General features: G+C 55.2%; 20 protein-coding genes and 1 tRNA gene. 7 read left to right on the top strand and 14 right to left on the bottom strand.

Annotated features, from left to right (window positions below; all coding sequences use genetic code 11):
* Positions 1-109: 109 nt before the first annotated feature.
* The 5 genes from ACE6ED_RS03205 (at position 110) to ACE6ED_RS03185 (ending at position 5606) form a co-directional block, all read left to right on the top strand.
* Positions 110-874 carry an ABC transporter ATP-binding protein gene (locus ACE6ED_RS03205; RefSeq protein ID WP_410825515.1) on the top strand — a complete coding sequence of 255 codons (765 nt, stop codon included), beginning with the start codon at positions 110-112 and terminating at the stop codon, positions 872-874.
* Complete coding sequence (locus ACE6ED_RS03200) at positions 874-3276, top strand: ABC transporter permease (RefSeq protein WP_410825514.1); 2403 nt, start codon at positions 874-876, stop codon at positions 3274-3276. The genes ACE6ED_RS03205 and ACE6ED_RS03200 overlap by 1 nt, the downstream gene beginning before the upstream one ends.
* A 248-nt stretch (positions 3277-3524) precedes the next feature.
* Positions 3525-3597: transfer RNA gene (locus tag ACE6ED_RS03195), tRNA-Ala, on the top strand.
* A gap of 578 nt (positions 3598-4175) precedes the next feature.
* On the top strand, positions 4176-4952 hold the full coding sequence (locus ACE6ED_RS03190) for a hypothetical protein (protein ID WP_410825513.1): 777 nt from the start codon (positions 4176-4178) through the stop codon (positions 4950-4952).
* A gap of 66 nt (positions 4953-5018) precedes the next feature.
* Positions 5019-5606 (top strand): DUF4256 domain-containing protein, encoded by a 588-nt coding sequence (locus ACE6ED_RS03185; RefSeq protein WP_410825512.1) that lies wholly within the window; start codon positions 5019-5021, stop codon positions 5604-5606.
* 295 nt (positions 5607-5901) lie between these two features.
* Here the strand turns inward: ACE6ED_RS03185 and ACE6ED_RS03180 are convergent, their stop codons facing one another.
* Both ACE6ED_RS03180 and nrdR read right to left on the bottom strand, forming a co-directional pair.
* Positions 5902-7947 carry an arginine--tRNA ligase gene (locus ACE6ED_RS03180; protein WP_410825511.1) on the bottom strand — a complete coding sequence of 682 codons (2046 nt, stop codon included), beginning with the start codon at positions 7945-7947 and terminating at the stop codon, positions 5902-5904.
* A 522-nt stretch (positions 7948-8469) separates the two neighbouring features.
* Positions 8470-8955 (bottom strand): transcriptional regulator NrdR, encoded by a 486-nt coding sequence (gene nrdR / locus ACE6ED_RS03175; RefSeq protein ID WP_410825510.1) that lies wholly within the window; start codon positions 8953-8955, stop codon positions 8470-8472.
* Between the two features lie 111 nt (positions 8956-9066).
* On the opposite strand from nrdR, the gene ACE6ED_RS03170 reads away from it, so the two are divergent.
* The gene (locus ACE6ED_RS03170; RefSeq protein WP_410825509.1) at positions 9067-9288 is read left to right on the top strand and encodes a small, acid-soluble spore protein, alpha/beta type; all 222 of its coding nucleotides are present in this window, start codon (positions 9067-9069) and stop codon (positions 9286-9288) included.
* Positions 9289-9359: 71 nt separating this feature from the next.
* Here ACE6ED_RS03170 and ACE6ED_RS03165 read toward each other — a convergent pair whose 3' ends face one another.
* The 7 genes from ACE6ED_RS03165 to ACE6ED_RS03135 form a co-directional block, all read right to left on the bottom strand.
* On the bottom strand, positions 9360-9923 hold the full coding sequence (locus ACE6ED_RS03165) for a lytic transglycosylase domain-containing protein (protein ID WP_410825508.1): 564 nt from the start codon (positions 9921-9923) through the stop codon (positions 9360-9362).
* Positions 9920-10516 carry a dephospho-CoA kinase gene (coaE, locus tag ACE6ED_RS03160; protein WP_410825507.1) on the bottom strand — a complete coding sequence of 199 codons (597 nt, stop codon included), beginning with the start codon at positions 10514-10516 and terminating at the stop codon, positions 9920-9922. Before coaE ends, ACE6ED_RS03165 begins: the two co-directional genes overlap by 4 nt.
* Positions 10517-10529: 13 nt before the next feature.
* Positions 10530-11525 (bottom strand): manganese efflux pump, encoded by a 996-nt coding sequence (locus ACE6ED_RS03155; RefSeq protein WP_410825506.1) that lies wholly within the window; start codon positions 11523-11525, stop codon positions 10530-10532.
* Positions 11526-11733: 208 nt separating this feature from the next.
* A complete protein-coding gene (gene mutM, locus ACE6ED_RS03150) occupies positions 11734-12570 on the bottom strand; it encodes a DNA-formamidopyrimidine glycosylase (RefSeq protein WP_410825505.1) in 837 nt (278 codons plus the stop codon).
* 51 nt (positions 12571-12621) lie between these two features.
* A complete protein-coding gene (polA, locus tag ACE6ED_RS03145) occupies positions 12622-15285 on the bottom strand; it encodes a DNA polymerase I (protein WP_410825504.1) in 2664 nt (887 codons plus the stop codon).
* A gap of 265 nt (positions 15286-15550) precedes the next feature.
* A complete protein-coding gene (locus tag ACE6ED_RS03140) occupies positions 15551-16447 on the bottom strand; it encodes an SDR family oxidoreductase (protein WP_410825503.1) in 897 nt (298 codons plus the stop codon).
* A gap of 221 nt (positions 16448-16668) precedes the next feature.
* On the bottom strand, positions 16669-17148 hold the full coding sequence (locus ACE6ED_RS03135) for a DinB family protein (RefSeq protein WP_410825616.1): 480 nt from the start codon (positions 17146-17148) through the stop codon (positions 16669-16671).
* Between the two features lie 154 nt (positions 17149-17302).
* Here ACE6ED_RS03135 and ACE6ED_RS03130 point away from each other — a divergent pair, with 154 nt between their 5' ends.
* A complete protein-coding gene (locus ACE6ED_RS03130) occupies positions 17303-17563 on the top strand; it encodes a transposase (protein ID WP_410825502.1) in 261 nt (86 codons plus the stop codon).
* 1132 nt (positions 17564-18695) lie between these two features.
* Here ACE6ED_RS03130 and ACE6ED_RS03125 read toward each other — a convergent pair.
* The 5 genes from ACE6ED_RS03125 to ACE6ED_RS03105 all read right to left on the bottom strand — a co-directional run bounded on the left by ACE6ED_RS03125 (position 18696) and on the right by ACE6ED_RS03105 (position 25237).
* Positions 18696-19520 (bottom strand): carbohydrate ABC transporter permease, encoded by an 825-nt coding sequence (locus ACE6ED_RS03125; RefSeq protein WP_410825501.1) that lies wholly within the window; start codon positions 19518-19520, stop codon positions 18696-18698.
* Positions 19513-20409, bottom strand: coding sequence for a carbohydrate ABC transporter permease (locus tag ACE6ED_RS03120; RefSeq protein WP_410825500.1), 897 nt, complete (start codon positions 20407-20409; stop codon positions 19513-19515). Before ACE6ED_RS03120 ends, ACE6ED_RS03125 begins: the two co-directional genes overlap by 8 nt.
* 10 nt (positions 20410-20419) lie before the next feature.
* Complete coding sequence (locus tag ACE6ED_RS03115; protein WP_410825499.1) at positions 20420-21727, bottom strand: ABC transporter substrate-binding protein; 1308 nt, start codon at positions 21725-21727, stop codon at positions 20420-20422.
* A gap of 133 nt (positions 21728-21860) precedes the next feature.
* Positions 21861-23687, bottom strand: a complete 1827-nt coding sequence (locus ACE6ED_RS03110) for a cache domain-containing sensor histidine kinase (protein WP_410825498.1) — start codon at positions 23685-23687, stop codon at positions 21861-21863.
* Positions 23684-25237 carry a response regulator gene (locus ACE6ED_RS03105; protein WP_410825497.1) on the bottom strand — a complete coding sequence of 518 codons (1554 nt, stop codon included), beginning with the start codon at positions 25235-25237 and terminating at the stop codon, positions 23684-23686. The genes ACE6ED_RS03110 and ACE6ED_RS03105 overlap by 4 nt, the downstream gene beginning before the upstream one ends.
* Between the last annotated feature and the right edge of the window lie 32 nt (positions 25238-25269).

The raw sequence follows: 25269 nt of genomic DNA, 5'->3' as shown, positions 1-25269 counted from the left end.
AAGGAACCGAAAACCGGCTTGTAAGGATTTATTAATAACTTGATAAGCTCCCTGCAAGATTCCCCCTCTACAATTGAAAAAAACAGCCTCACTGAAGGGAAATCGCATTATGACAAAAGCCGTCATCATCCAAACCAAAAACCTCTGCAAAACCTATTCCACCGGCAGCGAGCAGTTTCATGCTATCCGCAACATCGATTTGGAGATTTATCAGGGGGATTTTACGGTCATTATGGGCGATTCGGGCTCCGGCAAATCCACCCTGCTCTACCTGCTGAGCGGTCTCGATTCCTTAACGGCGGGCGAGGTCTACTTCCGCGAGCAGCGCCTGAACACCTTTTCCGAAAAAGAGCTGGCGGCATTCCGGACCCAAAAAATCGGCTACATCTACCAGAGCAGCAACCTGGTGCCGGATCTCACGCTGTTTGAAAACATTGCGCTGCCCGGTTATGTCGCGCGGACGCCGAAACGCAAAGTGAAGGAAAAAGCAGACGAGCTGATGCGGGCCATGAGCATCCAGGATCAGTCGCACCGCCTGCCTGCCGAAGTATCCGGAGGCCAGCAGCAGCGGGCGGCGATTGCCCGGGCGCTCATTAATACACCCGAGCTTTTGTTCGCCGATGAGCCGACGGGGAGTCTAAACTACGAGCAGGGTGTTGCCGTGCTGGATATTTTGACAAAGATGAATGCGCAAGGGCAATCCGTCGTTATGGTCACCCATGATATCAAAGCCGCCTGCCGGGGGAACCGGCTGATTTTTATCCGGGACGGAAAAGTGGGCGGAATGCTGGAATTTGGCCCCTACTCTCCGGATCAGCTGCAGGACAGGGAAGCGCTCATTTTCTCTTATATCTCCGAAAGGGGAAATGGGTAATGGCTGCGATTTGGACCATTTGTCTCGGGAATTTGAGAAGGCGCAAAGTACAAAACGGACTGATCGCTTTGCTCCTGCTGCTGTCCACGCTCCTGATCAACACGGCACTCACCGTAATTTCCAACTCCCAGGACCTGTATGAGGATTTGCACCGGGACACGGCCGGGTCGCATGAGCTTTTGAATTTGACCAGAGGGCTGCATGACCCCCAACAAGTGCAGAAATGGTGGGCTTCGCAGGAAGGCATTACGGCATCCGTGCTTCAGCCCTACAAGCCTTTGGCCGGCGTCATGCACAAGGGTGAGGATATCCCCAACGTCTATTTGTATATGATGAACACGCCGGACCGGCCGTTTGGTACGGATGAGCTGGTGTTTGCCCAAGGCCAAGAAACGGCCCATCCCGCCCGGGGAACCGTATGGATTCCCACCTCTCTCGCCTACAAATACAACGTTGCGGTCGGGGATGAACTGCAGTTTAAAACAGGAAATACTCCTGTGCGGCTGACGGTTTCGGCCGTGGTTATCGACCTGTCGCATGGCGGCCCCTTCTCCACCACAGCGCGGATTTGGATGAACCATGCGGATTACCAGCGCGAGCTTAGCGCTGTACCAGGCGGCGATTCGTATCTCATGGGCATCCGCTTTGACAATTATGCCGAGCGTGCCGGCTACTGGGAACGCTTCGAAAGCGATTTGGGCACCCCTTTTCTGGAGGAGCGGACCACTTTTGAGGAAATTTCGGCTTTTTATTTTATCATGAATAAAATCATCGGCTTTGTCATGAGCTTCCTTGGCCTGTTGATGATGCTGGTAGCTTTATATACCATCGGCTTCACGATTTCGGACGCAATCCTGGCCAATTACAGAACTATCGGGGTGTTTAAATCCATGGGGCTGTCGTCAGGACAAATTATCTCCGCTTACCTGGCCCAATACAGCTTCCTTTCGCTGCTGACGATCCTGCCGGGGTTGGCTCTCAGCCGGCTGGTGTCCAGCGTTATTATTGATCAGTCCCTGTCCTTTATTAAAACCGACGATGCTTCGATTCGGATTCAAAATGGCGGTACGGAATGGATCGTCGGAGCCGGAATTCTGCTGCTGATTCTGCTGTGTGTATGGCTGTACGCAAGCAGAACCCGCCAGGTCCAGCCGATGCAGGCCATCCGCTATGGCATGTCCGAGGCGGCCCACCATAGGCTCACCGGACGCTGGAATGCGGGACGTAAGCGGGGAAAAGAATTTGAGCGCTGGCCTGTCCCTTGGGTAATCGGAGTGAGGAATGTAACGCAAAACGTAAAAGGCTCCCTTCTGCTGCTCATTTTAACCACGCTAACGTCGGCGGTCCTTGTGTTTGGTTTGGTGTTATTAAACAGCATCAATCAGATGCAAAAAACATCACCGCTTTGGGGCTACGACGCTTCCGACGTGGTTCTTATGGTCGTAAACGAATCAGCCCTTGACCGCGATGCTATAGAAGCAAGCCTCCAGGCGGATCCCCGGGTCCTTCATTTGAACTGGGTGGGGCCATCTATTGGGGTAGTACCCGCCAACAAGACGCAGCGCCCGGGCTCCACAGGCCGTTCTCTGGAATCGGTGAGTTTTCCGCTGACTGTAGTGGACGGCAGTGCAGATGAAATCGGCTTTGCCTCCTTATCGGGGCGAAATCCGCGCAATAAAAATGAAATCTCTATTGGCATCAATATCTCCCGGCAGCTGCAAAAAGAACTGGGGGACACGCTCGAAGTTTATATCGAAGGCAAACCGCATATTTTTACCGTAACCGGCATCTATCAGTCGATTTCCAATATGTCCAATCAAGCCAGAGTGACGGCGGACGCGGTAAGCAAGCTGAATCCCGACGCAGGATATATTACTTTAAAAAACAGCGCTGATTCGGACATGGTCGTGCGGGAGCTTACCGTCAAATACGGCTCAAGCATCCAGCCGATCAAACAGCAGACGCTGCTCGATTCCGTATTTAAGGAGGCTGCAGGCGTGCTGCTTATACCGCTGAGTATTTTGGCCTTGTTATTTCTTATGGTAACCTGCCTCATCATCTACAGCACCTGCCGGATTCATATACGCAAAATGACCAAAACCTATGGCATCTATAAATCTATCGGGTTAACCTCCAATACGCTGCGGGGTGCGGTAACCTGGGGCATTGCCGGACTTGCGGCTGTGGGCGCTTGTGTGGGAACCCTCTGCGGGATCTATCTTCTGCCTGCCATTTTAAGAGGACTGTTGTCTTCTTATGGAATCGTCCAGCTTCCCCTCCTTGTCCAGTGGACGGATATCCTGCTGGTTGTTCTGGTGATCATGGCCGTCTCAAGTTTCGGCAGCTGGATTGCTTCCCAAGTGATCCGCAGTACGTCACCGCGGATTCTCGTTACGGAGTAGATGTAGACGGGATTAAGCCGGAGACGGGATTAGGCTAGAGATAGGATTAAGCCGGAGACGGGATTAAGCCGGAGACGGGATTAAGCCGGAGACGGGATTAAGCCAGATGATCCGCTAATGTTATTTTTCAAAAAAAGAGTTGACACCCGCAGCCGATTTTTATATGATATAGAAGTCGGCTGCGGAACACAACAACATGCCAGACACTATGAGAAGCTGATGTACATATCGGTTGATCATTCATCTACGGGGCCTTAGCTCAGCTGGGAGAGCGCATCGCTGGCAGCGATGAGGTCAGGGGTTCGATCCCCCTAGGCTCCATATTTATTAAGACGTGGTCCACTAGGATCGCGTCTTTTTTTGAAGCTTATGAGGGCGAAACTATTAGAGATTCCGTCTGCGCGAACGAATGAATGCATAAACTACTCTACCATTGTAACGGAACTGAGCGACCTTATTTCTTTATATAAGGCCCCGATTATAATTTAACGGAACTCACCGCCGCTATTTGATCAATTTGCTGTAAAAAACACTTAAACTGCATCAGTAACGCTTCTGAGTTCCGTTAGAATTTATTCCCGGCCATTTGGAGCCCCATAACGGCTCTCTGTTCCGTTAGCCCCATCTATGTTTCGCAGACTCTCGCCTCTTTGTTCGTATACGGAAAGCTGCAGCCGGGAGAACGCTGCCTTATCCAGGAAAAATGAGTTTCCTGCTGTTGAACGCACCCTGACGTTGGATAGAAAGGCTCATTCTCCAGTCCTCGGTAATTGACGCCAAGCCATCCGCAGCGTAAAATGATCGGTAATCAGAAGGCCATGCAACCTTTAAGGTTCAACCTCGTGTATACGCGGGTTGGATCTTTTTTGCGTTGGCTATGGGCATAGGAGGATGTAGACATGTTAAGAACAGAGCTGCTGCTTGAAAGACTGGAAGCGATTGGCCAGGCGCTTGAACATAAAAGCGGCGCACTTGCGCTGCTGGGCCTGGGTTCCGTGGGCATTGAACGCGAAAGGCTGGATGAATATTCGGATCTTGATTTTTTTGTGATTGTGCAGCCGGGCTGCAAAATGCGGTTTATTAACCAGCTGGATTGGCTGGAGGATGCATATCCGTTGGCTTACCATTTTCAAAATACGGCGGACGGGCACAAAATCATGTTTGCAGATGGGATTTACGGTGAGTTTGCTGTATTTGAGGAAACCGAACTGGAAAACATCGCTTACTCCGAAGGAAAAATCGTCTGGAATGCTCCCGCCTATACCGCGGACCATCTTGAAAAACCGATATACAAAACACCCGTAACCCGGCCGGAATCGGCCGATTATCCGCTCAACGAAGCTTTAACCAACTTGTATGTGGGCCTTTGCAGGTATGCCAGAGGCGAAAAGCTGTCTGCTCTCCGGTTTGTGCAGGGTCATGCCATAGACAGCATCCTGTCCGTCATGCATCTGTTGGAACAGGAAGTCGACTTCTATCCGGACAAATTCGGAAACGAAAGACGGTTTGAAGCCAGGTTCCCTGCTTGTTCGGACACGTTGGGGAGTATGCTACAGGGCTATGATAAAGTCCCGGAGTCTGCCATTGAAATCCTGAAGTATCTGGAGAGCGTGTATCCTGTAAACGAACAAATGAGCGCCGAAATCCGAAGATTAGCCGAGCAGTGCCGTTTGTAATTGAATGCCGAATCAGGGTAGAATGGCTGTAAGGTTTTAGTTAAAATTTAAGAGGGGTGTTCTTTGATGGCAACCGGCAATACAAATCCCGGAATTGAGGATAAAACACTGTCACCAGAACAACACGAAGAGCTGCTTCGGACTTTGCAAGCCCGTTTTGAGAAATACGCTAACCGTCACGAGGGTCTGGATTGGTCTGAAGTCCAAGCCAAGCTGGAAGCTAGTCCGGACAAGCTGTGGTCGCTCCATCAGATGGAAATCACCGAAGGCGAACCGGACGTGGTTGGACGGGATGAAGAAACAGGCGAATACCTGTTTATGGATTGCTCGGCGGAAAGCCCGAAAGGCCGCAGAAGTATCTGCTACGACCACGAAGCGCTGGAGGCCAGAAAAGCCAACAAACCAGCAGACAGCGCAATGAATATGGCGGCCGCCATGGGCATTGAAATGTTAACGGAAGAACAGTACCGCGAACTCCAGCAGCTTGGCAAATTCGACGCTAAAACCTCAAGCTGGTTAACAACTCCTTCCGAAATCAGACAGCTTGGAGGCTCTATCTTCGGCGATTACCGCTACGGGAAGGTCTTTATTTATCATAACGGCGCGGATTCGTATTATGGCGCCAGAGGTTTCCGCGGTTTGCTTCGGGTTTAGTTTAAGTTTTTGGGATACATAAAGCAGAAACCTGCTTACACGCCATTTTATGGCGTGTTTTTTGTCTCAGCGGCGCTACGAAGGTAGTCTTCCGCTCCCGAATCGCCATGGCTGACAGCAAAGAACTCCTTACACAATGAGCTTTTTGCTGTCCAGCTCACAAGATAAGGGTAGCAAGCGTGTTAATAAGGAACTAGCACGTTAATAAGGAACTAGCGTGTTAATAAGGAACTAGCGTGTTAAAAGCTAATAGCCCCTAAGAGTGGTGAACAAACGGCAAGCAACTTTTAGTCACCTACACCCGCTCCGGCGCAGGCAGTCCAAGCACGCTCAGCGCTTCGCCCAACGTTTCCTGAAACTTGGCGGTAAGCCACAGTCTGAGCGCCTGCGTATCTTCATCCGCCTTCAAAATAGGACACGCGGCATAAAAGTTGTTAAACAGCGTGGCCAGCTCGTACGCGTAATTGCAAATTATGCTCGGCGTCAGGTCCACACAGGCCGTGTACAGGGTATCCTGCCAGGCGGCGAGCTGACGCAGCAACCCGTACTCCGCTTTCTCCAGCGGCTCGTTTTCGGCCGGGGTTCTCCATTTTACATGCAGAACGCCTGTTGATGCGTTTTCAGCCCCTGCTCCGTGCTCCCCTGCCGAGTCGCCTGCCGCCTTCTTCAATATACCGGCCGACCGTGCGTACGAATACATCAAATACACGCCGGTATTCCCCGTCACTTCCGTTGCCTGCTGCAGATCAAACACCACTTCCGTCAGCAGGCTGTACCGGAGAAGATAATACCGGATGGCCGCAGCCGCCATCACTCTGCTGGATAACCCGTCCCTGTCCGGTCTTTTGTCCTCGATAATCCGTTCCATCCGGTCCAGCAGTTCAGCAATTTTAATCCCGATGCCCTGCCGGCCCGACATGGCATACGAAGCTCTGCCGTCCGAGGTGTCGATTCCAAGCTCCGCAGCCGTACCTGGACTCAAAGAAACGACGCCATAACCGACATGACGCAGATTGTCCGCCTGCTCAGCGTATCCCAGCACCTCAAGCGCTTGTTTGACCATGGCCTGCGGGTACTCCTGCCTATGGTCGATTACATTAATAACCCTGTCCGCTCCGCCGAAGGCTGCGGCTGTTCCGCTGCGGTGAGTCGTCCACAGATCCTCAGCAAAGCTCTTGTATTTAAAATCCTTCCCCAGTACACCGAATTTCCACAGGTGGTAGGCGATATCCTTGGCAGTGTAGGTCAAAATCCCGTTCGAGCGAACCAGCACCTTGTCCTGGCTGTGTTCGTCCTGCTTGTGTTCGTCCTGCTTTTGTACGTTCTGGCTGTGTTCGTTCTGGCTGTGTACGCCCTGCTTGTGTACGCCCTGCTTGTGTTCGTCCTGCTTGTGTTCGTCCTGATTGTGTTCGTCTTCGCCGCTACCTCCGTCCCGATCCGGCCCGGTCGACGGCTGCCTCAGCACCCAGCATCCCGCTTGTTTCCCGCTATCCATCCGGACAACATGTGAGGTTTGCTTCAGCAAATCAAACGCAGCGTCCCAGAACCCTTCGCCAACAATACCGCTCTCCCAGACCAAAAGGTCATAGGTTATACCGAATTCGCCCATTTCCTCAAGATGCTCCCGCACAATCCGCTCGGCGGCGATAAGGCCAATCCAGGCCAGGTTGCCTTTTCCCTCCTCAAGCGAATGAAGGACCTGTGTTCTTTGTTCCAGCAGCACCGGCGTCTCCGCATATTGTTTGTTCACCCTGGAGTAGACATCCCAGCAAAAATCGCCAAAACGCGCATGCTCCCCCTGATGCGTAGTATTTAGCAGACCTACTACGGTATCGGCCAGCTGGTTGCCGAGATCGTCGATGTAATTGTGGACTTCGACGCGATACCCGGCTTTTTTCATGAAACGGGCCAGGCTGTCGCCGATACAAGCGTTGCGCAGATGGCCGATATGCGCCGACTTGTTCGGGTTGATGGAAGTATGCTCAATGACAGCTTTCCGGTTTTCGCCAATGGAAGGCCATGCAAATTCACTGACAGCCCACCGGTTCCAGTTCACATACAGATTGAGGAATCCCGGCGGAGCGACTTCAATCCGGGCAACCAGGCCTCCAAAATGTCCCCGCTGCTCCAACGTGTTTTTCAGCATCTGCGCGATTTGCACGGGCGGTTTACGCAAAAGTTTGGCAAGCTGCATGGCAATGTTGGTTGAATAGTCCCCGTGCTCAATATGAGCCGGCTGTTCGACCCGAACCGTAAATTTATTCGTTTGATCCGGGGCCACCCCGTCAAGAAGCTGCTTAACCGATTGTTCTATTTCTTTGACCAGTGTTTCACTTATCATGTCCATCTCCCTCTCCAGATAAAATAAAAAAAGCCTCGTCTCCAAAAGAGACGAAGCTTGCTTCGCGGTACCACTCTTATTGTTAAACGGTGAAATTCAGCCCGCAGCCTTATCCGCCCCAAGGGTGCGTGCTGCAAATAGGCGGAGTTTTCTTCCGTTTAACCCCTCCAAAGATAACGGTCTTAGCCGTGACTTCCTACCGCCTGGCCCCTTCGGATTCCCGGCATTTTACCGGGTCCCGCGTACATTATGCTGCGGGGCAAGCCTTGGCTTTGTTTAAGCCCGCAGGCTTCCGCCAGGTTCAGAAGTCCTTCTCGTGGGTGCGCTTCATGGCCGGTTTGTGTACCGGCTCCCACCCTCCCGGCTCGCTTGGACTCCACCGACAACTACTCTCCCAGTCCCTGAATTTCGAATATATTGTGCATCATTATACTCAATAACCCCGCAAGGAACAAGTAGTTTTTTGGAAAAATCAAGGAGGGAGCAGGCAAGTACCTCCAAACGACGGCCCACGGTCTGCCGTCACATGCCGCTAGGTCCCTCCATGTCGCTGGTCCCTTTGGAAAGCAGCCCCTTCAATTCCTTCATAAACATATTAATGTCCTTGAACTGGCGGTAGACCGAAGCAAACCGGACGTAGGCGACTTCGTCGACCGGGTACAGCTGCTCCATCACCAGCTCGCCGATCTGCCGGCTCTCTACTTCCGCCACGGCGATGCCGCGCAGCGACTTTTCGACCTCAGAGACAATCGCCTCCAGGCGCTCGACGGATACCGGACGTTTCTCGCAGGCGCGGATAAGGCCCCGGAGAATTTTGTCCCGGCTGAATTCTTCGCGGCTGCCGTCCTTTTTGATCACCATCAGCGGCGTCTCTTCGACCATCTCAAATGTGGTGAACCGCCTGCTGCAGCGCTCGCACTCGCGTCTGCGCCGGATCGATTTATTTTCGTTGGCCGGCCGGGAATCCAGCACTTTTGTTCCCGAGTAGTCGCAGTAAGGGCATTTCACGAACCTTCACTTCCTTTGCGAAATTTTCCATATATACCTAATTAATTGGGGTTATGAATATGGCAAGTCCGGCGCATAATACAGTTACCAACCGATAGGAGGTGAACAGCAATGGGACAAAACAACAACAACTCCAACAACCTGGTGGTGCCTAGAGCCAATGCGGCTTTGGAGCAACTGAAATTCGAGGTTGCTCAAGAACTGGGAATCCAGCTCTCCCCGGACGGATACCAAGGCAATAAAACTTCTTACGAAAACGGTTCGATCGGAGGTTTCATCACGAAACGCCTCGTAACGATCGCCGAACAGCAACTGGCAGGCCAGTTCCAATAATCGGCCTTGATAGCATGACGAGAGAAGTGTTGACTGGCTCCGGCCGGTCAACGCTTCTTTGTATTTTCCCGCTAAAAACTGCTGTATATCTCCGTGTACTGTTTGTAATAATGGATCACGCGCTGCACATAATGCCGGGTCTCCCCGATAGGAATGTCTTTAATGGTTTCGGCGCTGCCGTCCCAGTCCCCTTCTTTGAGCCACTTTTTCACATTGCCCGGTCCCGCATTATAGGCGGCAATGGCCGCCGTGCGGTTGCCGTCGAACTGGCGGAACAGCGACTGCAAGTACCAGGTTCCCACTTCGATATTGGCGGAAGGCTCCTCCTTCAGGCGTTCAATCGGCACATCGGGAAGCTTGGCCTTTTCGAGGGCCCATTTGGCCGTCTCCGGCATCAGCTGCATGAGGCCAACGGCACCTTTTTTAGATTCGCGTCCGGGCGTGTAGTTGGTCTCTACGCGGATAATGGCCGCCACCAGAAACGGATCGATATCATAGGTCTCGGCATGCTTGCGGATTTCTTCTTTATATTGAATGGGATAAAACCAGGTCATCCAGTTCGTATTTAGAAAAAGGACGGCGACGAAGCCGAGGAACAGGAGTAGCAGCACTCTTTTTTTGCGTAAAAATTTCATGACAGCCCCAGCCTGTCCCACAGCAGTTCCACCTGCACCCGCGTTTCTTCCAGTCCCTGGCTGTTATCGACGACATAGTCGGCGAGTCCGCGCTTCACCTCGATATCCATTTGCGAATCCAGCCGGGCTTCCGCCTGCTCCCGTTTCAGGCCGTTGCGGGCCATTAGACGTTCCAGCTGCGTTTCTCTCGGCGCATACACCACAAGGATCCGCTCGAACATTTCCTGCAGCCCCGATTCATACAGCAGCGGGATATCGGCGATGACAAGGCCTCCGGGATGTTCCCGCTCCAGCCTGTCCATCTGTCCCCGGATTTCCGCACGGATTGCGGGATGAGTCAATTCGTTCAGCTTCCGGCGGGCCGCTTCGTCATGAAACACGATTTCGCCCAGCTTCGAGCGGTTCAGCGTTCCGTCCTCCTGCAGCAGGTCTTGTCCAAAATGACGCACCACCGCCTCCAGCACCGGATGCCCGGGAAGCATCACTTCCCTGGCAATCACGTCAGCATCCACAAGCTGCGCGCCTTTGGCGGCCAGCAGAGCGGAGACGGTGCTTTTTCCGGAGGCAATGCCCCCGGTCAAGCCCATAATCATATGTTTGCTCACCTCATAACAGCTTCATTATACCCATGATGATCAACAATAACGCCGGCAAGGCGGCCGCGTTCTTCATCCATACGCTCCCGGCGAACCGGAAACCGGTCTTCATACCCAACACGAGAAATGACCCGCTGAACAGTGCAATCAGCAGCGACGTCGCTCCCGGATGAAAACCGAGCAGCGCGGCGCCCAGTCCCGCGCCAAATGCATCGAGAGACAAAGCCGCCCCGAGCACTACCGCCTCCAGAGGAGAGATGCTGCCCGATGCGTCTAGGTCCGCAGAAGACGGCGTGCGCAAAATCTGGATCACGACGCCGATCCGCCGCAGCTCCAGCGAATACACGCGTTTCGGCTCCGCTGCATCCAAGCGGGCGGAATCCGCGCCGGCTGAGAGGGCCGGGGACGGCAGGCTGCCGGAAGGCGGCAGGGGCGACGCCGGAGCACTCAGCCCCCAAGCGCCCGCAGCGGCGCGGGACGGCTGCGTCCGGGATGGCCGCTCCTTGGGCGGCAGAGCCCTGGACGGCGGCGCATCCGGCTGCAGGAAGCGGGACGGCGAAAGGCCCGGGAGCGTACGCGTTCCCCGGTCCGCCGCAAGCCGCAGCTTACCGGCTGCTTCGCTGCGTACGCGTACGGTCTGAGACCGCCTGCCCCCCGCGCCTTCCGCTGTCCGGCTGACAGCCGCCGCTACCCGCAGCTCCGGCGGGCCGGGCGGATGCTCCTTTTCTTTTTCCTTCTGAATCAACAGTTGAATAAACGACCAACAGCCCATTACAACCAAAATGACTGCCCCGACTACTGAAGCGGCGTCCGGCGACACCCATTCGGCCAGTAATACGCCCGCCTGCATGGAAATTCCGATGACCACGCCCGAACAGAGCGAAATGATCAGAATCGACAGCAGCGGAATCCGCAGCTTGCGCAGTCCGTACGTAATGCCCACCCCGAAGCTGTCCAGGCTGAGCGCCAGGGCCAGCAGCAGCAGCGAAAAAACGGAACCAAGCACCGCAATCCCTCCCGTGAAGAAACGGCAAAGCCTCAGGGTGCGTGCGTACGCTCCTTCGGCTTTGTCGTGTGCCAGATCGGCTTACTTCACCCAGTATATGGGCGGAGGGATCGTCAGGTGCCAATGCTTAAACGGGATTCCCTGACAGCCGGGCAGCGCCCGGCAAGTTCATTACATTTTCCTATTTTCCATACCCAGCAATCCGGGACTATTCCCGGACAATCGGCTGGCAGTTCGGGCAAAAATGCGTCCCCCGGCCGCCAACGACACTTTTCTCAATCAAGGTGCCGCAGTTGGCGCACGGCTCAGCCTTGCGGCCGTAAATCAGCAGCTGATGCTGATAGCTTCCGCTTTCTCCCTGGCCGTTCACGTAGGATTTAACGGAGGAACCGCCAGCCAGCACCGCTTCGCGCAGCGTCGCCACAATCGCTTGATGCAGCTTGTCCAGCTCCATAGAGGTCAGGCTGTTGGCCGGACGCTCCGGATGAATGCCTGCCCGGTGCAGCGACTCATCCACATAAATATTGCCGATACCGACGATATATGCCTGGTTGAGCAATACTGTTTTGATACGGGTGGAGCGCTTGCTGACAATCTCCTTGAACTTATCGGGCGTGAACTCGGGGTCCAGCGGCTCAATGCCAAGCCCGTTCAGCGGAGGCAGCAGGAATTCTTCACCGGGCTGGAACAGGTCCATCGTGCCAAACTGGCGGACATCCGTATAACGCAGCTCCGTGCCGTCCTCGAAATAAAAAATCACATGCGTATGCTTATCCAGCGGTTCGCCCGCGGCATACAGTCCGTACCGGCCTTCCATCCGCAGATGGGAGACCAGCACAAGGCCGTCGAACAGGATGCGCAAAAATTTGCCGCGCCGCTCCACGCCCTGCACCGTATGTCCCGCAAGCATTGTCTCGAACGCGCGGATGTCGTCGGGTCTCCGGATGATCCGGGCGAGCCGGACCGTGACACTCTTTATCTTCTTGCCTGTAATCAGCGTATTTAATGTTGACTTGACGGTTTCTACTTCCGGCAGTTCCGGCATGATGTCTTCACCTCTACTCCATTATACCGGATCGTCCCGGCTGGAGCATGCCTATTTCGCTTCGTACCAGTTCTTCCCGTAGCTGACCTCCGCTTTCAGCGGAACGGACAGCTTCAGCGCGCCTTCCATCACTTCAGGGACAAGCTGCTTCATCAGCTCCAGCTCGTCTTCCGGCACCTCGAACACCAATTCGTCATGCACCTGCAGCAGCATCCGGCTCTTCAGCCCCCGCTCAGCGAGCGCCGCATCCATCTGTACCATCGCCAGCTTGATGATGTCGGCCGCCGTTCCTTGAATCGGCGTATTCATCGCCGTCCGTTCGGCAAACGAACGCAAATTAAAGTTGCTTGCGTTGATCTCGGGCAGATAACGCCGCCGCTCCAGCAGCGTCGTCACATAACCGTTCTTGCGCGCCTCCACCACGATCTCGTCCATATACCGGCGCACACCCTGGAACACTTCAAAATACTGGTCGATAAACCGGGCGGCTTCTTTCCGGGTAATGTTCAGGTTCTGCGACAGCCCGTAGTCGCTGATGCCGTAGACGATGCCGAAGTTGACCGCTTTGGCCGAGCGCCGCATGTTGGCATCCACCTCGTCCGGGCCGACGCCAAACACGTCCATCGCCGTCTTCGTATGGATGTCCATGTCATGCAGAAATGCTTCCTTCAGCCGCTCGTCGTCCGAAATATGCGCCAGCACCCGCAGCTCGATCTGCGAGTAGTCGGCAGCCAAAATCGACCAGCCCGGCTCGGACGGGACAAATACCTTGCGGATTTTCCGGCCTTCTTCCAAGCGGATGGGAATATTCTGCAGGTTCGGATACTGGCTGCTCAGGCGGCCCGTTGCAGCAATTGTCTGCCGGTAAAAGGTATGCACTTTGTGTGTATCGGATGTAATCTCCTTCAGCAGTCCTTCCACATAGGTAGATTGGAGCTTGGCGATCGTGCGGTACTGCAGGATTAACCGGACGATATCGTGATACGGCGCCAGCTTCTCCAGCACTTCGGCGTCGGTGGAGTAACCGGTTTTGGTTTTTTTGACGACCGGAAGCTCCAGCTTGACGAACAAAATTTCGCCGAGCTGCTTCGGAGAATTCAGATTAAATTCTGTACCGGCAATCTCGTAAATTTGAGCGACCAATTCGGCGATCTGCGCTTCAAATTCTTTGCCAAGCTCCCGCAGCTCGTCCGGATTGGCCATAATCCCCTGCTTCTCCATATCGGCCAAAATCCGCGACAGCGGCATCTCCAAATCCACGAACAGCGGGGTCATCTTCGTCCGCTCCAGCTCTTCGCCCTGCTTGCGGACCAGCGCTGCAATTGCCGCGCTTTTGCGGGCGACATGGGCGCCAAGTGTATCCAGCTCGGGAACCTTATATTTGGCTCCTTTGCCGAAAACTTCTTCATCCGCTGCCAGCCGGGGCAGCCCGTATTTGGCTACCAGGTCGCTCAGGTTCTGATTCGCTTCGGTCGGATCAAGCAAATACGCCGCCAGCTGCACATCGAAAGCCGCGCCGGCAAAAGCAACCCCCTGCCAATGCAGCGCCAGATCCGCCCGGTGCAGGTCGTAGCCGCTTTTTCGTGCTTCTGGATCGGCCAGCCAGTCCCGCAGCCCGGAAGCGGCATCTAGCTTCAGCAGCTCAAACGGCACGAAATAATGTTTCTCCGCCGTGGAGAACGCGATGCCAATTACTTTGCTCCGGTGCGGGTTCTCTCCGTGAGTCTCGACATGCAGCGCCTCCACGCCGGACAGCCCCCGGATCAGCTCGTCCAGCGAATCTTCGCTGACGACGGAAATCTCCAGTTCGGCTTCCGGCTGCGCAGCAGCTCCGTCCGCTGCCGGGCCCGCAGTCGCGCTCAGCGACAGGCGCTCCAGCAGCGATTTGAACTCCAGCTTGGCCAGCGCCGGCCCCGCGGTCTCCCGGTTCAAACCGGGAAACGCCATCGCTTCCCAGGAATGCTCCAGCGGCACCTCGCGGTAGATGGTCGCAAGCTTTTTGCTCATTACCGCATCATCGGCATGGGCTTCCAGCTTCTCTTTCATCTTGCCCTTCAGCTCTCCGGTTCCGGCGATGACGCCTTCAACCGAACCAAACTGGTGCAGCAGCTTCAAGGCGGTTTTTTCGCCTACCCCCGGCACGCCGGGGATGTTGTCGCTGGCATCGCCCATCAGCCCCTTGAGGTCGATGATTTGCTCGGGTGTCAGGTCGTATTTTTCACGGATGTGTTCAGGGTCGTACAGTTCAATGTCCGTTACCCCTTTGCGGATGAGCGCTACCGTCGTGTGCTCCGAAGCCAGCTGCAGCATATCCTTATCCCCGGAAACCACCATGACCTTCCGGCCTTCGCTTTCCGCCTGCTTCGAGATACTGCCGATAATATCGTCCGCTTCATAATTCTCAATTTCGTATTGGGGTACGCCGAGATCGCGCAGCAGCTGCTTCAGCAGCGGGAACTGCTCGGACAGCTCAGGCGGCGTCTTCTGGCGGCCTCCTTTATAATCCTGGTAGCCTTCATGCCGGAACGTAACTTTTCCCGCGTCGAACGCCACGATCAGATGGGTGGGTTTGTGCTCCTCGATCAGACGAAGCAGCATGGTGGTAAATCCGTATACGGCATTTGTCTGCTGGCCCGCGGTATTCGTCAGCGGCGGCATCGCAAAAAACGCCCGGTAAATGACGTTATTTCCATCAATCAGAATCAACTTGTCCATACAGCACCTCGCCTCAGTTCTCTTTGCTCACTCCATCTTAACATAACCCTCCGCAAAAACAGAACCAAAGTCCCGCCGCAATACGCAAAAAAAGGCCCGCTGTTCGCGAGCCTTGGGCGGAAAGGAACGATCGTGTCCTTTCCTATTTCAGCCTTGCGGGTATTGTCTTCCGCCCGGCAGTCAACCCAGCCTGCAGCTTCTGCGGGATGTGGCTAGGCCAGTAGTCCGCAAAAGCTGTATCGGCGGCCGGTGTTCGCTTGTATCCTTACGGCGTCGGGGTGCCTCCGTTGGCGTTCAGCGTCTCCCCGCTGACGTAGCTGGATTCCTGGCTCGCCAGGAACACGTAAGCCGGAGCCATCTCCGCCGGCTGGCCTGGACGGCCCAGCGGCGTCTGGGAGCCAAAATCCTTCAGCTTCTCCACCGGCTGTCCGCCGACGATCTGCAGCGGCGTCCACACCGGGCCCGGTGCAACAACGTTCACCCGGATACCTTGTTCGGCTACCTGCTGGGCCAGCGCTTTGCTGAAGGTGTTGATCGCCGCTTTTGTAGTCGCATAGTCCAGCAGAATCGGCGACGGCTTATAAGCCTGGATCGAGGAGGTATTGATGATCGAGCTGCCCGGCTTCATGTGTTTAATCGCCGCCTTGCACAGCCAGAACATCGCATACACATTTGTTTTGAACGTCTCATCGAACTGTTCGGTCGTCAGCTCGTCAATCTTGGGCACAAACTGCTGTTTGCCCGCGACAACCGCCAGAATATCGAGACCGCCGAGCTGTTCCACAGCGGCTTCGACAAGACGCTCGCAGTAGCTTTCGTCTTTGACGTCGCCCGGCATCGCGACAGCCTTCCGCCCAGCTTCCTCAATCAGCTTGACGACCTGCTGCGCATCGGCTTCTTCTTCAGGCATATAAGAGAGGAGCACATCGGCGCCTTCCCGCGCATAAGCGATCGCCACCGCGCGGCCAATTCCGCTGTCCGCTCCAGTAACGATCGCTTTGCGTCCGGTCAGACGGCCGGTTCCCCGGTATGACGTTTCGCCGCAATCCGGCACAGGGTTCATCTCCTGCTGGAGCCCCGGCCCTTCCTGCTGCTGCTGGAATTCGGGTCCTGCTTTCGGATATTGAGTCGTAGGGTCCTGCATCGTATACTGGTCAGCCATGTTCAGTTCCTCCTTCGGTAGGTTGGACTTTAGATTCGTAAGTTGACTCTAAAATCATTAACCTTCCCGCGGGGATTTAAACGGCGTCTCTGCCTGGTGAAAACTGTATTGCCCGTTAGGCTGTGGTCCACCTGGACTGAACAAGTGAAGCGGAGCTGGCACTGCGGCCAAATTGGGACTTCCGGCTGCTGTTAGTTGCCACCGGATCCCTGGCCGGCTCCTCAAGAACGGCTTTCGATCCCCAGTCCCAAGCCAATCACATTTGCGCTGACCGGCTTCCGTCCGATCTCCCGCGCCCAAACCGAAAGCTGTCCGCAGTGATGAATTTCATGGGCGATCATGTGCGATAGCACTTCGTTCCGGGTGCACTGCCGGATACTGCCGTCCGGCAGCTCGTCCTCCAACCGGTTGTCACCCATGGCGGGATCCCAGTCCGACAGAAACCGCTCCACGTCCGGCCGAAAAACAGCGTCCAGCTCCATCACCCGCTCCAGGCTGCGGTACCCGTCAAAACTCTCCTGAAAATCCGGTTTTCCTTCCAGCACCCGAATCCAGCTCCACTCCACATCGGCGATATGGAAAAGGGTGTGCAGAATCCCGCCCACACCGCCTGTGCGTTGACGAAGCAGCTCATCCTCCGGCACCTCCCGGCACCATTCGTACCAGGCATCCCGGATGATCCGGTTATAGCGAAACATCATATGCGGCAAGCTTCCGCCTCCTCTTTTTAATCGGTTTTATCACCTTCTAATTCTATCATCCGTACACGGAGCATGGTGAGGTAAAAAACAATTATAGCGGCTAGGGTTTGTACGCAAACTGTAAATTAAGGGAATAATCTGGTGAAAATGGGCTATGAGACGAAGATACGAGATAACAGACCGTGAGCGGAAGTCGTTCAGATGTTTTTGCCGCCATTCCGAAAATCACAAGGAGGCCGACCACCTAAAGGACCGTCGTCAGATGCTAAATGCCGTCCTGCGGGTTGCCCGTACCGGCGCACCATGGCGTGATTTACCCGATTATTATGGCCCTTGGTCTTCGTCCTACAGCTTTCTCTGGCGGCTACAAAAGGCGGGAATCTGGGATGAAAATCCTGAACCACTTTACCATTGAGCCCGGCTTTGGTTACCATTGAACCCGACTTTGAGCAAATAATCATGATGGATACAACCATAGTCCGAGTCCATCCGCATGGGGCTGGCGCACAAGGGGCAGAGCAAGCAAGCAAGCGATCGGACGTTCCCGGAGCTGCGTACAGTAACTAGTCAGATTGCAGTACAATCACATTGCGCAATCTGTAAATCCGTATGAAGGGAAAGAATGCCAAGCCGGGACGGGTGTGGCGAGATCACCTGTTTATTGTCAGATCGGTCTCCATTATACCTAACACTTTGGACCGAATCCTCTCCTGTGACACCCGCAGCGGATTACCACCGAATGCGATAGGGAGGTCTTTACAGAGGTCTTTACGGAGATCTTTACGGAGGTCTTTACGGAGGTCTTTACGGAGGTCTTTACGGAGGTCTTTACGGAGGTCTTTAGGGAGGTCTTTACGGAGGTCCTTGCGGAGGTCCTTGCGGAGGTCTTGGCGGACCCAGCGGCCGTTATTTCTGAAATTCTTGGGCTTTGGTATGCCTGACGGACTCCAGTTCCGTTATTCGTACCGAAAACACACTAACTATGGCTTCTCCGCGTAAATAGGTGCTTCTGAGTCCGCAACTTTGCCAAAACACGGAATATTCAGCAATTAAGGTCCTCTGAGTCCGTACACTTGTACCCGTACTGCTGGGGAACCCGCTACGTTTTGAATTCACACATGGACCGCCACACACTTCCAGGAAGGGTTAGATTGGGTTACGATGGGTTACTTTGGGATACTATGGGTTGCTATGAATTACGATGGGTTGCGTTTGGTTACGTTGGGTTACGTTGAGTTGGGTTAGGTTGGGTTGGGTTGGGTTGGGTTACGATGGGTTACTAAATGCTATCAACCCTGGGTCTACAGAATCGAGAATTGTTGGCCGATCGAGCTTATGACAAGACAGCGAGCCTGCTCAAGGCTTTTTTGGCGTTGATTTCGATGAGGTTATGGCTGAAGTAAGTTTGCGTACAGACTCTAGTGAAAAATAGAGGAGAGGCGGGACTGGCACTGCGGCAAATATAAACATCTGGCCGCCCGCGAAGAACCCGCCCCCGCTCCCCCCTGACAGAACGCGGCAAGCACACACTGTACCAACCGCTGCCCTTACTTAACCGATCCAATCATCCCCGCTACAAACTGCTTTTGCATCAGGAAAAAAACAAGTGCCGTCGGCAGCGTCCCGATAACGATCGCCATAAGGATCATGCCGTAGTCCGGCGCATAACCCGAGCCCAGGATGGAGATCAGGAGCGGCATCGTCCGGTTCTCCGGCGACTGCAGCACAACAAGCGGCCACAGATAACTGTTCCAGCTGGCCATAAACGTAATGATCGCACCCGCCGCATACGTCGTCCGCATCGTCGGCACAAAAATCCGGAGGAAGATGCCGAGCTCGCCCAGCCCGTCGATCCGTCCCGCTTCGACCAGCTCACGCGGAAACATTTTGGTGCTCTGCCGGAAAAAGAAAATCAGGAACGCCGTCGCCGCCGTCGGCAAAATGACCGAAGCAAAGGTATCGATTCCGATCCACGGCAGCGTGCCGGTCACATCCGCGAACATCCGGTACAGCGGCACCATCAGCGCCGCAAACGGAATCATCATGGACAAGAGCAGCACAGTAAACACGGCGTCCTTCAGCCGGCTGCGGAACATTTCGAACCCGTACCCGGCGAGCGAGGCGATCAGAAGTGAAAGTACCGTTGTCGTGATTGAAATTTGCGCCGAATTCAGCATCGATTGCCGGAGATCGGTGGTCTCCAGCAGCTTGCTGAAGTTCTCGGCCAGATAGGTACCCGGCAGCAGCCGGCCCCGGGTCACCTCCACCGACGGATTTGTTGAACCCACGATCATCCAAAAAAACGGAAATACCGATACAAACGCCGCCGCCGTCAGAAACCCATAGATAAAAAAACGTCTCAGCTTAGCCACTCCGATCACCTGCCGCTTTGAACTGGAGGACCGACAGCAGCACGATCATGACCAGAATCGAATAGGATACCGTTGCCGCGTAGCCGAAGTCCGCCGAATATTTAAAGGAAAGATTATAGATATACTGCGAAATAGTCATCGTCGCATTGCCGGGGCCACCCTTCGTGATGTTCATGACTTCGTCGAACAGCTGCAGCGTGCCGATCGTCGAGGTGATCGAAGTAAACAAAATAATCGGCTTCAGCAGCGGAACCGTAATCGAGACGAACTGGCGTCCTGAGGACGCGCCGTCGATCCGGGCGGCCTCGTAGACGGACTGGTCGATATTTTGCAGCGCGGACAAGTAAAAAATCATATTATAACCGGTCCAGCGCCAGGTAATCGCGAGGATAATCGTAATTTTGGCCCAAAACGGATCGGTAATCCACTGGATTGGAGCCTCGATCACATGCAGCCGGGTCAGAAACAGGTTCACCGGGCCATCCGCGGCAAACAAATACTTAAACACGACCGAATAGGCAACCAGCGACGTAACGCAGGGCAAAAAGATTGCCGTCCGGAACCAGCCTTTCCCCTTCAGCTTCGGATCGTTCAGCAGGACGGACAGGAACAGGGCCAGCAAGATCATCAGCGGCACTTGAATGAGCAGGTACAGGAACGTATTTTTCACTGTTGTCAAAAAGGTGGCGTCCACCAGCAGCCGCTCGTAATTGTCCAGACCGGTAAAGGCCAGGTTCGTCCCCGTTCCCGTCTGGAAGGAGAGAATCAGCGCCCGGATCATCGGATAGAAATAAAAACCTGATATCAGGAGAACGGACAGCAGTACAAACGACCAGCCGGTCCACGCTTTGCGGGCGCGCAGACCGAGACTCCGGCTCGGGTTATGCATGTCGGCCTCCTTACTTCACCTGCGCTTCGGCTTGGGTCTGCGCGTCGGCGAGGACCGCGTCCAGCGCTTTGCCGTTCAGGTAATTTTGCATTTCGACGACCAGGATATCCTCAACCGCATACGTGTGAAGGCCATAATTCACGCGCGGAATCGCTTCCGTCCATTTGGCGAAGTCCGCCACCGCTTTTTGCCCGCCGAAGAACTCGTCGGCCTGCCCGTAGGCTTCTCCGCCCGCAGCCGCTTTCAGCGTTCCGATAACACCGATGTCCTTCAGCAGCTTCTGGTACAGCTCGGCGTCCGAACCAAAGGTGGCTTTCATGAAGTCGGCCGCCGTGTCCGCGCCGTCCACGTTCAGCACATACCAGGAGCTGCCGCCGAGGTTAGAAGCATGAACCGATTCCGCTTGGCCCGGCAGCTTCGGAATCGGTGCAACCGCCCACTTGCCGGATTGATCTGCCGCCGCTTTGATAGACGGTGTAATCCAGTTGCCTGTCGGCACCGTCGCGACATCGCCGTTGTTCATCGCGGCCACGAACTGGCTCCAGTCGGCATGGATGTTAACGATGTCCGCTTCCATCATTTCTTTATAGATTTCAAAGGCTTCTTTTAAGGCGGCGTTGTCCGCGATGCTTGGCGTCTTGCCGTCCTCCGTCAGATACCAGGCTCCCGCGGACTGGATCATGACGCGGATCAAACCTAGATCGTTAGGGTCCTGCGTGATCCAGGCTTTGCCGGTTGCGGCTTTTACCTTTTTGCCGATTTCAATATACTGCTTCCAGTCGATATCCTGCAGGTCCTCCAGCTTGTAGCCTGCCTGCTCCAGATAATCGGTCCGCACGTACATGCCTGTTACGCCGGAGTCGAACGGAACGCCGTACTGTTTGCCGTCCAGGCTGGTTGGACCGATCTTGTAGTCGGCGAAATCCTCGCCTTTGATCTGCCCGCTGAGGTCGAAGAAGGAATCCGGGTAAGCCTGCAGGAAACCCTGCGCCCGGTAGTCTTCGATCAGGACAATATTCGGCAGGCCTTTGGTCGTACCCGAATTAAGGCCCGTGTTCAGCTTCTGGATGATATCGTTTTGCGCATATTCCACAATTTCGATGTTTACGTCCGGATGATCGGCCGCATAAGCGGCTTTGGCAGCCTCAAGCGCCGCAATGTTAAAGGCCGGGTCCCAGGCCCAGATGGTAACGGTCTTTGAACCCCCGCCCGGCGATCCTTCTTCCGCCGCGGAGCCGCCGTTTTCTCCCTTGGAGCCTGAACCGCAGGCGGTAAGCAGCAGCAGGATGATCAGCAGACAAGCCAGACTTTTTTTCATCGCTTATGTCCTCCCCTATGAACTATAATTGTAAGCGGTTACCGTTTACGCCTTTAGGATAGCATTGGGCTTTCCGGTCCTGTTAGCAATTCCTTTGCCTGCTTTTGTCATTCTTTTGGAGTCCATAAGGGAGTTATCCGGCTTCGGTGGTGTTTTCTTTGGATTCTTGGAAATTTATCGGTTTTTCCGGCAGCGGCAGGCGAATGCGGATACGGGTCCCTTCCCCGGGGCGGCTGATGATTTCGATTCCGTAGCGTTCCCCATACAGCAGCACAATCCGGTCATGAACGTTCTGAATGCCGATCCCCGTAAATAACTGGCGGCGGCTGCCTTGGCCCCGTGTCCCCCGTTTGGCGGCATCTGTATCCATCCCATCCCCGTTGTCCATCACCTCGCACAGCAGTCCTTCCCGCTCCCGGGAGATGAGGACGTGAATCACTCCCTCAGCTTTGGTATGGAACGCATGGAAAAAGGCGTTTTCGACAAAAGGCTGGAGAATCAGCTTCGGCACCCGGTATTCCAGGCAATCAGGCGACACAAAATAATTGACCCGGATCCGTTCCCCGTACCGGACGTGGTTAATAAACGCGTAAGCTTTGAGCTGCTCCAGCTCCTCCCGGACGGTGATCGTTTCGCTGACACTGCCGAGGGCATGCTGCAGCATGGAGATCAGCGCATGAATGGTCTCGACCGCTTTGTCCCGGCTGCCCTGCTGGACCAGAAATTTGATCGAAGCGAGCGTATTATACAAAAAATGCGGGTTAATCTGATGCTGCAGCGCCGCCAGCTCTGCGTTCCGCTGTTCCTTTTGGGTTTCCATCAGCTTGACGACATACCGTTTCACTTCGTCCAGCATGTAATTATAAGCATGCGCCAGCTCCTGGAACTCGAAGCTGCCCGGGACTTTGATGTAATTGTGGAAACCCCGTTCGGTGATTTTGGACATCTGCCGGACTAGCAGGGTCAGCGACCGGGTCAGCCTTCTGGAGATCAGGAACACCACGATAAGAGCGGCCAGCACAATGCCGGAGCAGATTAACGCCACTGCCTTGGTGTTCACAATCTGGCCAAGCGCCGTACGTTTGTCGATCAAATTCACGATCGTGTAGTCGGATAACGGCAGTTCATCCGCAAGCGCTATCATTTGCCTGCCGCGAAACTTCAGCTCTGTGTATCCAAGCGATTCGTCCCGGATCCGGGCGGCCGCCTCAAGCAGCTGTTCCCCGGATTCGCCTTCCAGCCCGCGCAGGCTGCTGGAGACCACCTTGCCTTCCCCGTTCACAATCGCAACATCGTTTCCGCTGCTGGCAAAGTTCGCATAAAAGGAGCGGAATTCGTGCCCGGGAATGGTGATGTACAGCTGGCCGTAAGGTTCGCCGCCGTTCTGGGCGGTCAGCGCCCGGGTCGCCACAATCAGCGGGGAAGACGGCGCGCCGTAAGCGGCATCATCTTCCCGGTAGAAGCTGTAGGACAGCTTGCCCGGTTCGCGCAGCATCCCGGCCGTCAGCGGATGCCGGCGCAGTGCGGCGTCCGTCAGCAGCAGGCGGTTCGTATTCGTCGAATAACTCCGCCCGTTGCTGCCCATGATTTTCATGGAAGCGCCATAAGGGTCGAGGTTCGTCTGGATTTTTTTCATCTGCTGGATCATGCTGTAGTAGCTCTTCATTTCGCTGAGCGAGCTGGAATCCCCTTCCGTCAAAAAACGCTTAATCGTCCCGCTCATCCGGGTATTGTTCGCCGCGGTCACGATGGAATAATGAAAAGCCTCGAAGTTGGCTTTAATCTGGCTGATGACCTTGGAGTTCGTAATGCTGAACGTCTCCATAAACAGCTTCTCCGACATCCGGACGGTCGTCCACATGACCAGAACCGCTACGGCGACGATCGAAACCAAGGTGACAAGGAACATTTTGATAAACAGGCTTTGGGATTTGAGGCGTTCGGCAAGGCTCCGTTTCATTGGCCCCGCTCCATGCCCCAATGCTTGCGCCGGTATTCGCTTGGCGACAGTCCCGTGTATTTGCGGAACACTTTGCAAAAATAGCTGTGGTCCCCGTATCCGACCCGGCTGCCGATATCGGCAATGGGCAGTTCACCGGACCGGAGCAGCACAGCCGCTTTATCTGTGCGGATTTTGTTCAGGTATTCCTTGAAGCCTTCTTTGACTTGGGCGGTAAACAAGGTGGAGAGGTATGTCGGGTTAAAATGAAACCGGGCGGCCAGCTCCGTCAGTGTCAGCGGCTCCGCATAGTGCTCTTCAATGTAGTCCAGCACTTTTCGCACACTAGCTCCGCTGCCTTGCACCGGCTGGCGGCTGCCGGCCCAACCCAGTACCTTAGCAGCAAATTCATCCATGAAATCCACTGCCTCGCGGACATGCCGGGCTTCATCGATCCGGCGGAACATCCGGTATTTCTCCTCCTCCAGCTCGGGCAGATGGCTGAGCTGGGTTGCTGCGGTAAAGACCATGCCGCCCAGCAGCGACTTGAATTCAAATACATCGGTTTGTCCGTAACCGGCGGCCGCCTCAACATAACGGCGCATCTCGTCAAACGCTTCTTCCAGCTGCAGCCGCTTCACCCGCCCGGCGAACTCGGGCAGCGAAAACGCCGGCGGCGGAGCGGAAGCGGGATGGAGCAGCTCCGCATCCAGCATCCGCCGCTCCGGCAAAAAAAACCGCTGCCGCAGCAGCCGGCTGTAGCTGTCCCGGTGCACGTCCCGCAGCTCCGCCAGGGAGCTGAAGGGTTGGCTGACGATCCACTGCAGCTGCGGCCAGCTCTCCTCCTGCGTCCGGTCCACCTGCGCCAGAAGCTGCCGCACCCGCTCAAGCCCGCGCTCCGTTCCGTTTGCGAGCAGCATCTCCCGTTCCTCGGCGCGCAGGGTATACACAGCTGCTTCCGCTTCGTCCGCCGCCGCGTTTAACGCCTGCCGCAATTGGAGCAGCGGCGGCTCCGTCCCGCTCTCCTGCGGGAACGCCGGCTCTTCCCCGCAGCAGCCAAGCAGCAGGAATCGCCCGTACGGGAAGCTGCTGTCCCCGATTTCCTGGCCGGCGTCGTATCCGGCCAGCAGCCGGCAGAGCAGCGGCTCGATCCCGGAAGCATCGCCAGCGGCCGCTTCATGATGCCCGCCAGGCAGGCGGCTTCTGGCTTCCCGCAGAACACCAAGCAGCATCCCGGCTTCCAGCTTCGGCTTCAGGATATAATCGGCGGCTCCGCTCTGAAACGACGACCGCACATAATCAAATTCGCTGAAGCTGCTCAGCACAATCACCTCGGTACCCGGATAGTCCTGTTTGACGCGCCGGGTCAGCTCTTCGCCGTCCATTACCGGCATGACAATGTCCGTAATCACCAGCTGCGGGCGCAGGCTCTCTATCAGCGCCAGCGCTTCCCGGCCGTTGCCCGCCTCCCCGGTAATCCGGAAGCCTTCCCGCTCCCAGTCCAGCAAATACTTAATGCCCTGCCGGACCAGCATTTCGTCATCGACGATCAGCACCTCACAGAGATTCATCGGCGTTCCCCCTTTTGATGTGAGTCTAACGC

It is taken from the genome of Paenibacillus nanchangensis (assembly GCF_046543445.1).
In the GTDB taxonomy this organism is placed as follows: domain Bacteria; phylum Bacillota; class Bacilli; order Paenibacillales; family Paenibacillaceae; genus Paenibacillus_AQ; species Paenibacillus_AQ nanchangensis.
Note: the sequence above shows the minus strand (reverse complement) of the source record. Positions and strands in the feature narration are given on the sequence as shown.

Bases quoted from the DNA above. Each gene is read 5' to 3' on its own strand.
- ACE6ED_RS03135 (WP_410825616.1), bottom strand. From the start codon at position 17,148: ATGATGTTTCGCTATAACCGGATCATCCGGGATGCCTGGTACGAATGG.
- mutM (WP_410825505.1), bottom strand. From the start codon at position 12,570: ATGCCGGAACTGCCGGAAGTAGAAACCGTCAAGTCAACATTAAATACG.
- polA (WP_410825504.1), bottom strand. From the start codon at position 15,285: ATGGACAAGTTGATTCTGATTGATGGAAATAACGTCATTTACCGGGCG.
- ACE6ED_RS03165 (WP_410825508.1), bottom strand. From the start codon at position 9,923: ATGAAATTTTTACGCAAAAAAAGAGTGCTGCTACTCCTGTTCCTCGGC.
- ACE6ED_RS03185 (WP_410825512.1), top strand. From the start codon at position 5,019: ATGGCAACCGGCAATACAAATCCCGGAATTGAGGATAAAACACTGTCA.
- ACE6ED_RS03200 (WP_410825514.1), top strand. From the start codon at position 874: ATGGCTGCGATTTGGACCATTTGTCTCGGGAATTTGAGAAGGCGCAAA.
- ACE6ED_RS03115 (WP_410825499.1), bottom strand. From the start codon at position 21,727: ATGAAAAAAAGTCTGGCTTGTCTGCTGATCATCCTGCTGCTGCTTACC.
- ACE6ED_RS03140 (WP_410825503.1), bottom strand. From the start codon at position 16,447: ATGGCTGACCAGTATACGATGCAGGACCCTACGACTCAATATCCGAAA.
- ACE6ED_RS03170 (WP_410825509.1), top strand. From the start codon at position 9,067: ATGGGACAAAACAACAACAACTCCAACAACCTGGTGGTGCCTAGAGCC.
- ACE6ED_RS03130 (WP_410825502.1), top strand. From the start codon at position 17,303: ATGAGACGAAGATACGAGATAACAGACCGTGAGCGGAAGTCGTTCAGA.
- ACE6ED_RS03180 (WP_410825511.1), bottom strand. From the start codon at position 7,947: ATGATAAGTGAAACACTGGTCAAAGAAATAGAACAATCGGTTAAGCAG.
- ACE6ED_RS03105 (WP_410825497.1), bottom strand. From the start codon at position 25,237: ATGAATCTCTGTGAGGTGCTGATCGTCGATGACGAAATGCTGGTCCGG.
- ACE6ED_RS03110 (WP_410825498.1), bottom strand. From the start codon at position 23,687: ATGAAACGGAGCCTTGCCGAACGCCTCAAATCCCAAAGCCTGTTTATC.
- ACE6ED_RS03190 (WP_410825513.1), top strand. From the start codon at position 4,176: ATGTTAAGAACAGAGCTGCTGCTTGAAAGACTGGAAGCGATTGGCCAG.
- ACE6ED_RS03205 (WP_410825515.1), top strand. From the start codon at position 110: ATGACAAAAGCCGTCATCATCCAAACCAAAAACCTCTGCAAAACCTAT.
- coaE (WP_410825507.1), bottom strand. From the start codon at position 10,516: ATGATTATGGGCTTGACCGGGGGCATTGCCTCCGGAAAAAGCACCGTC.
- ACE6ED_RS03120 (WP_410825500.1), bottom strand. From the start codon at position 20,409: ATGCATAACCCGAGCCGGAGTCTCGGTCTGCGCGCCCGCAAAGCGTGG.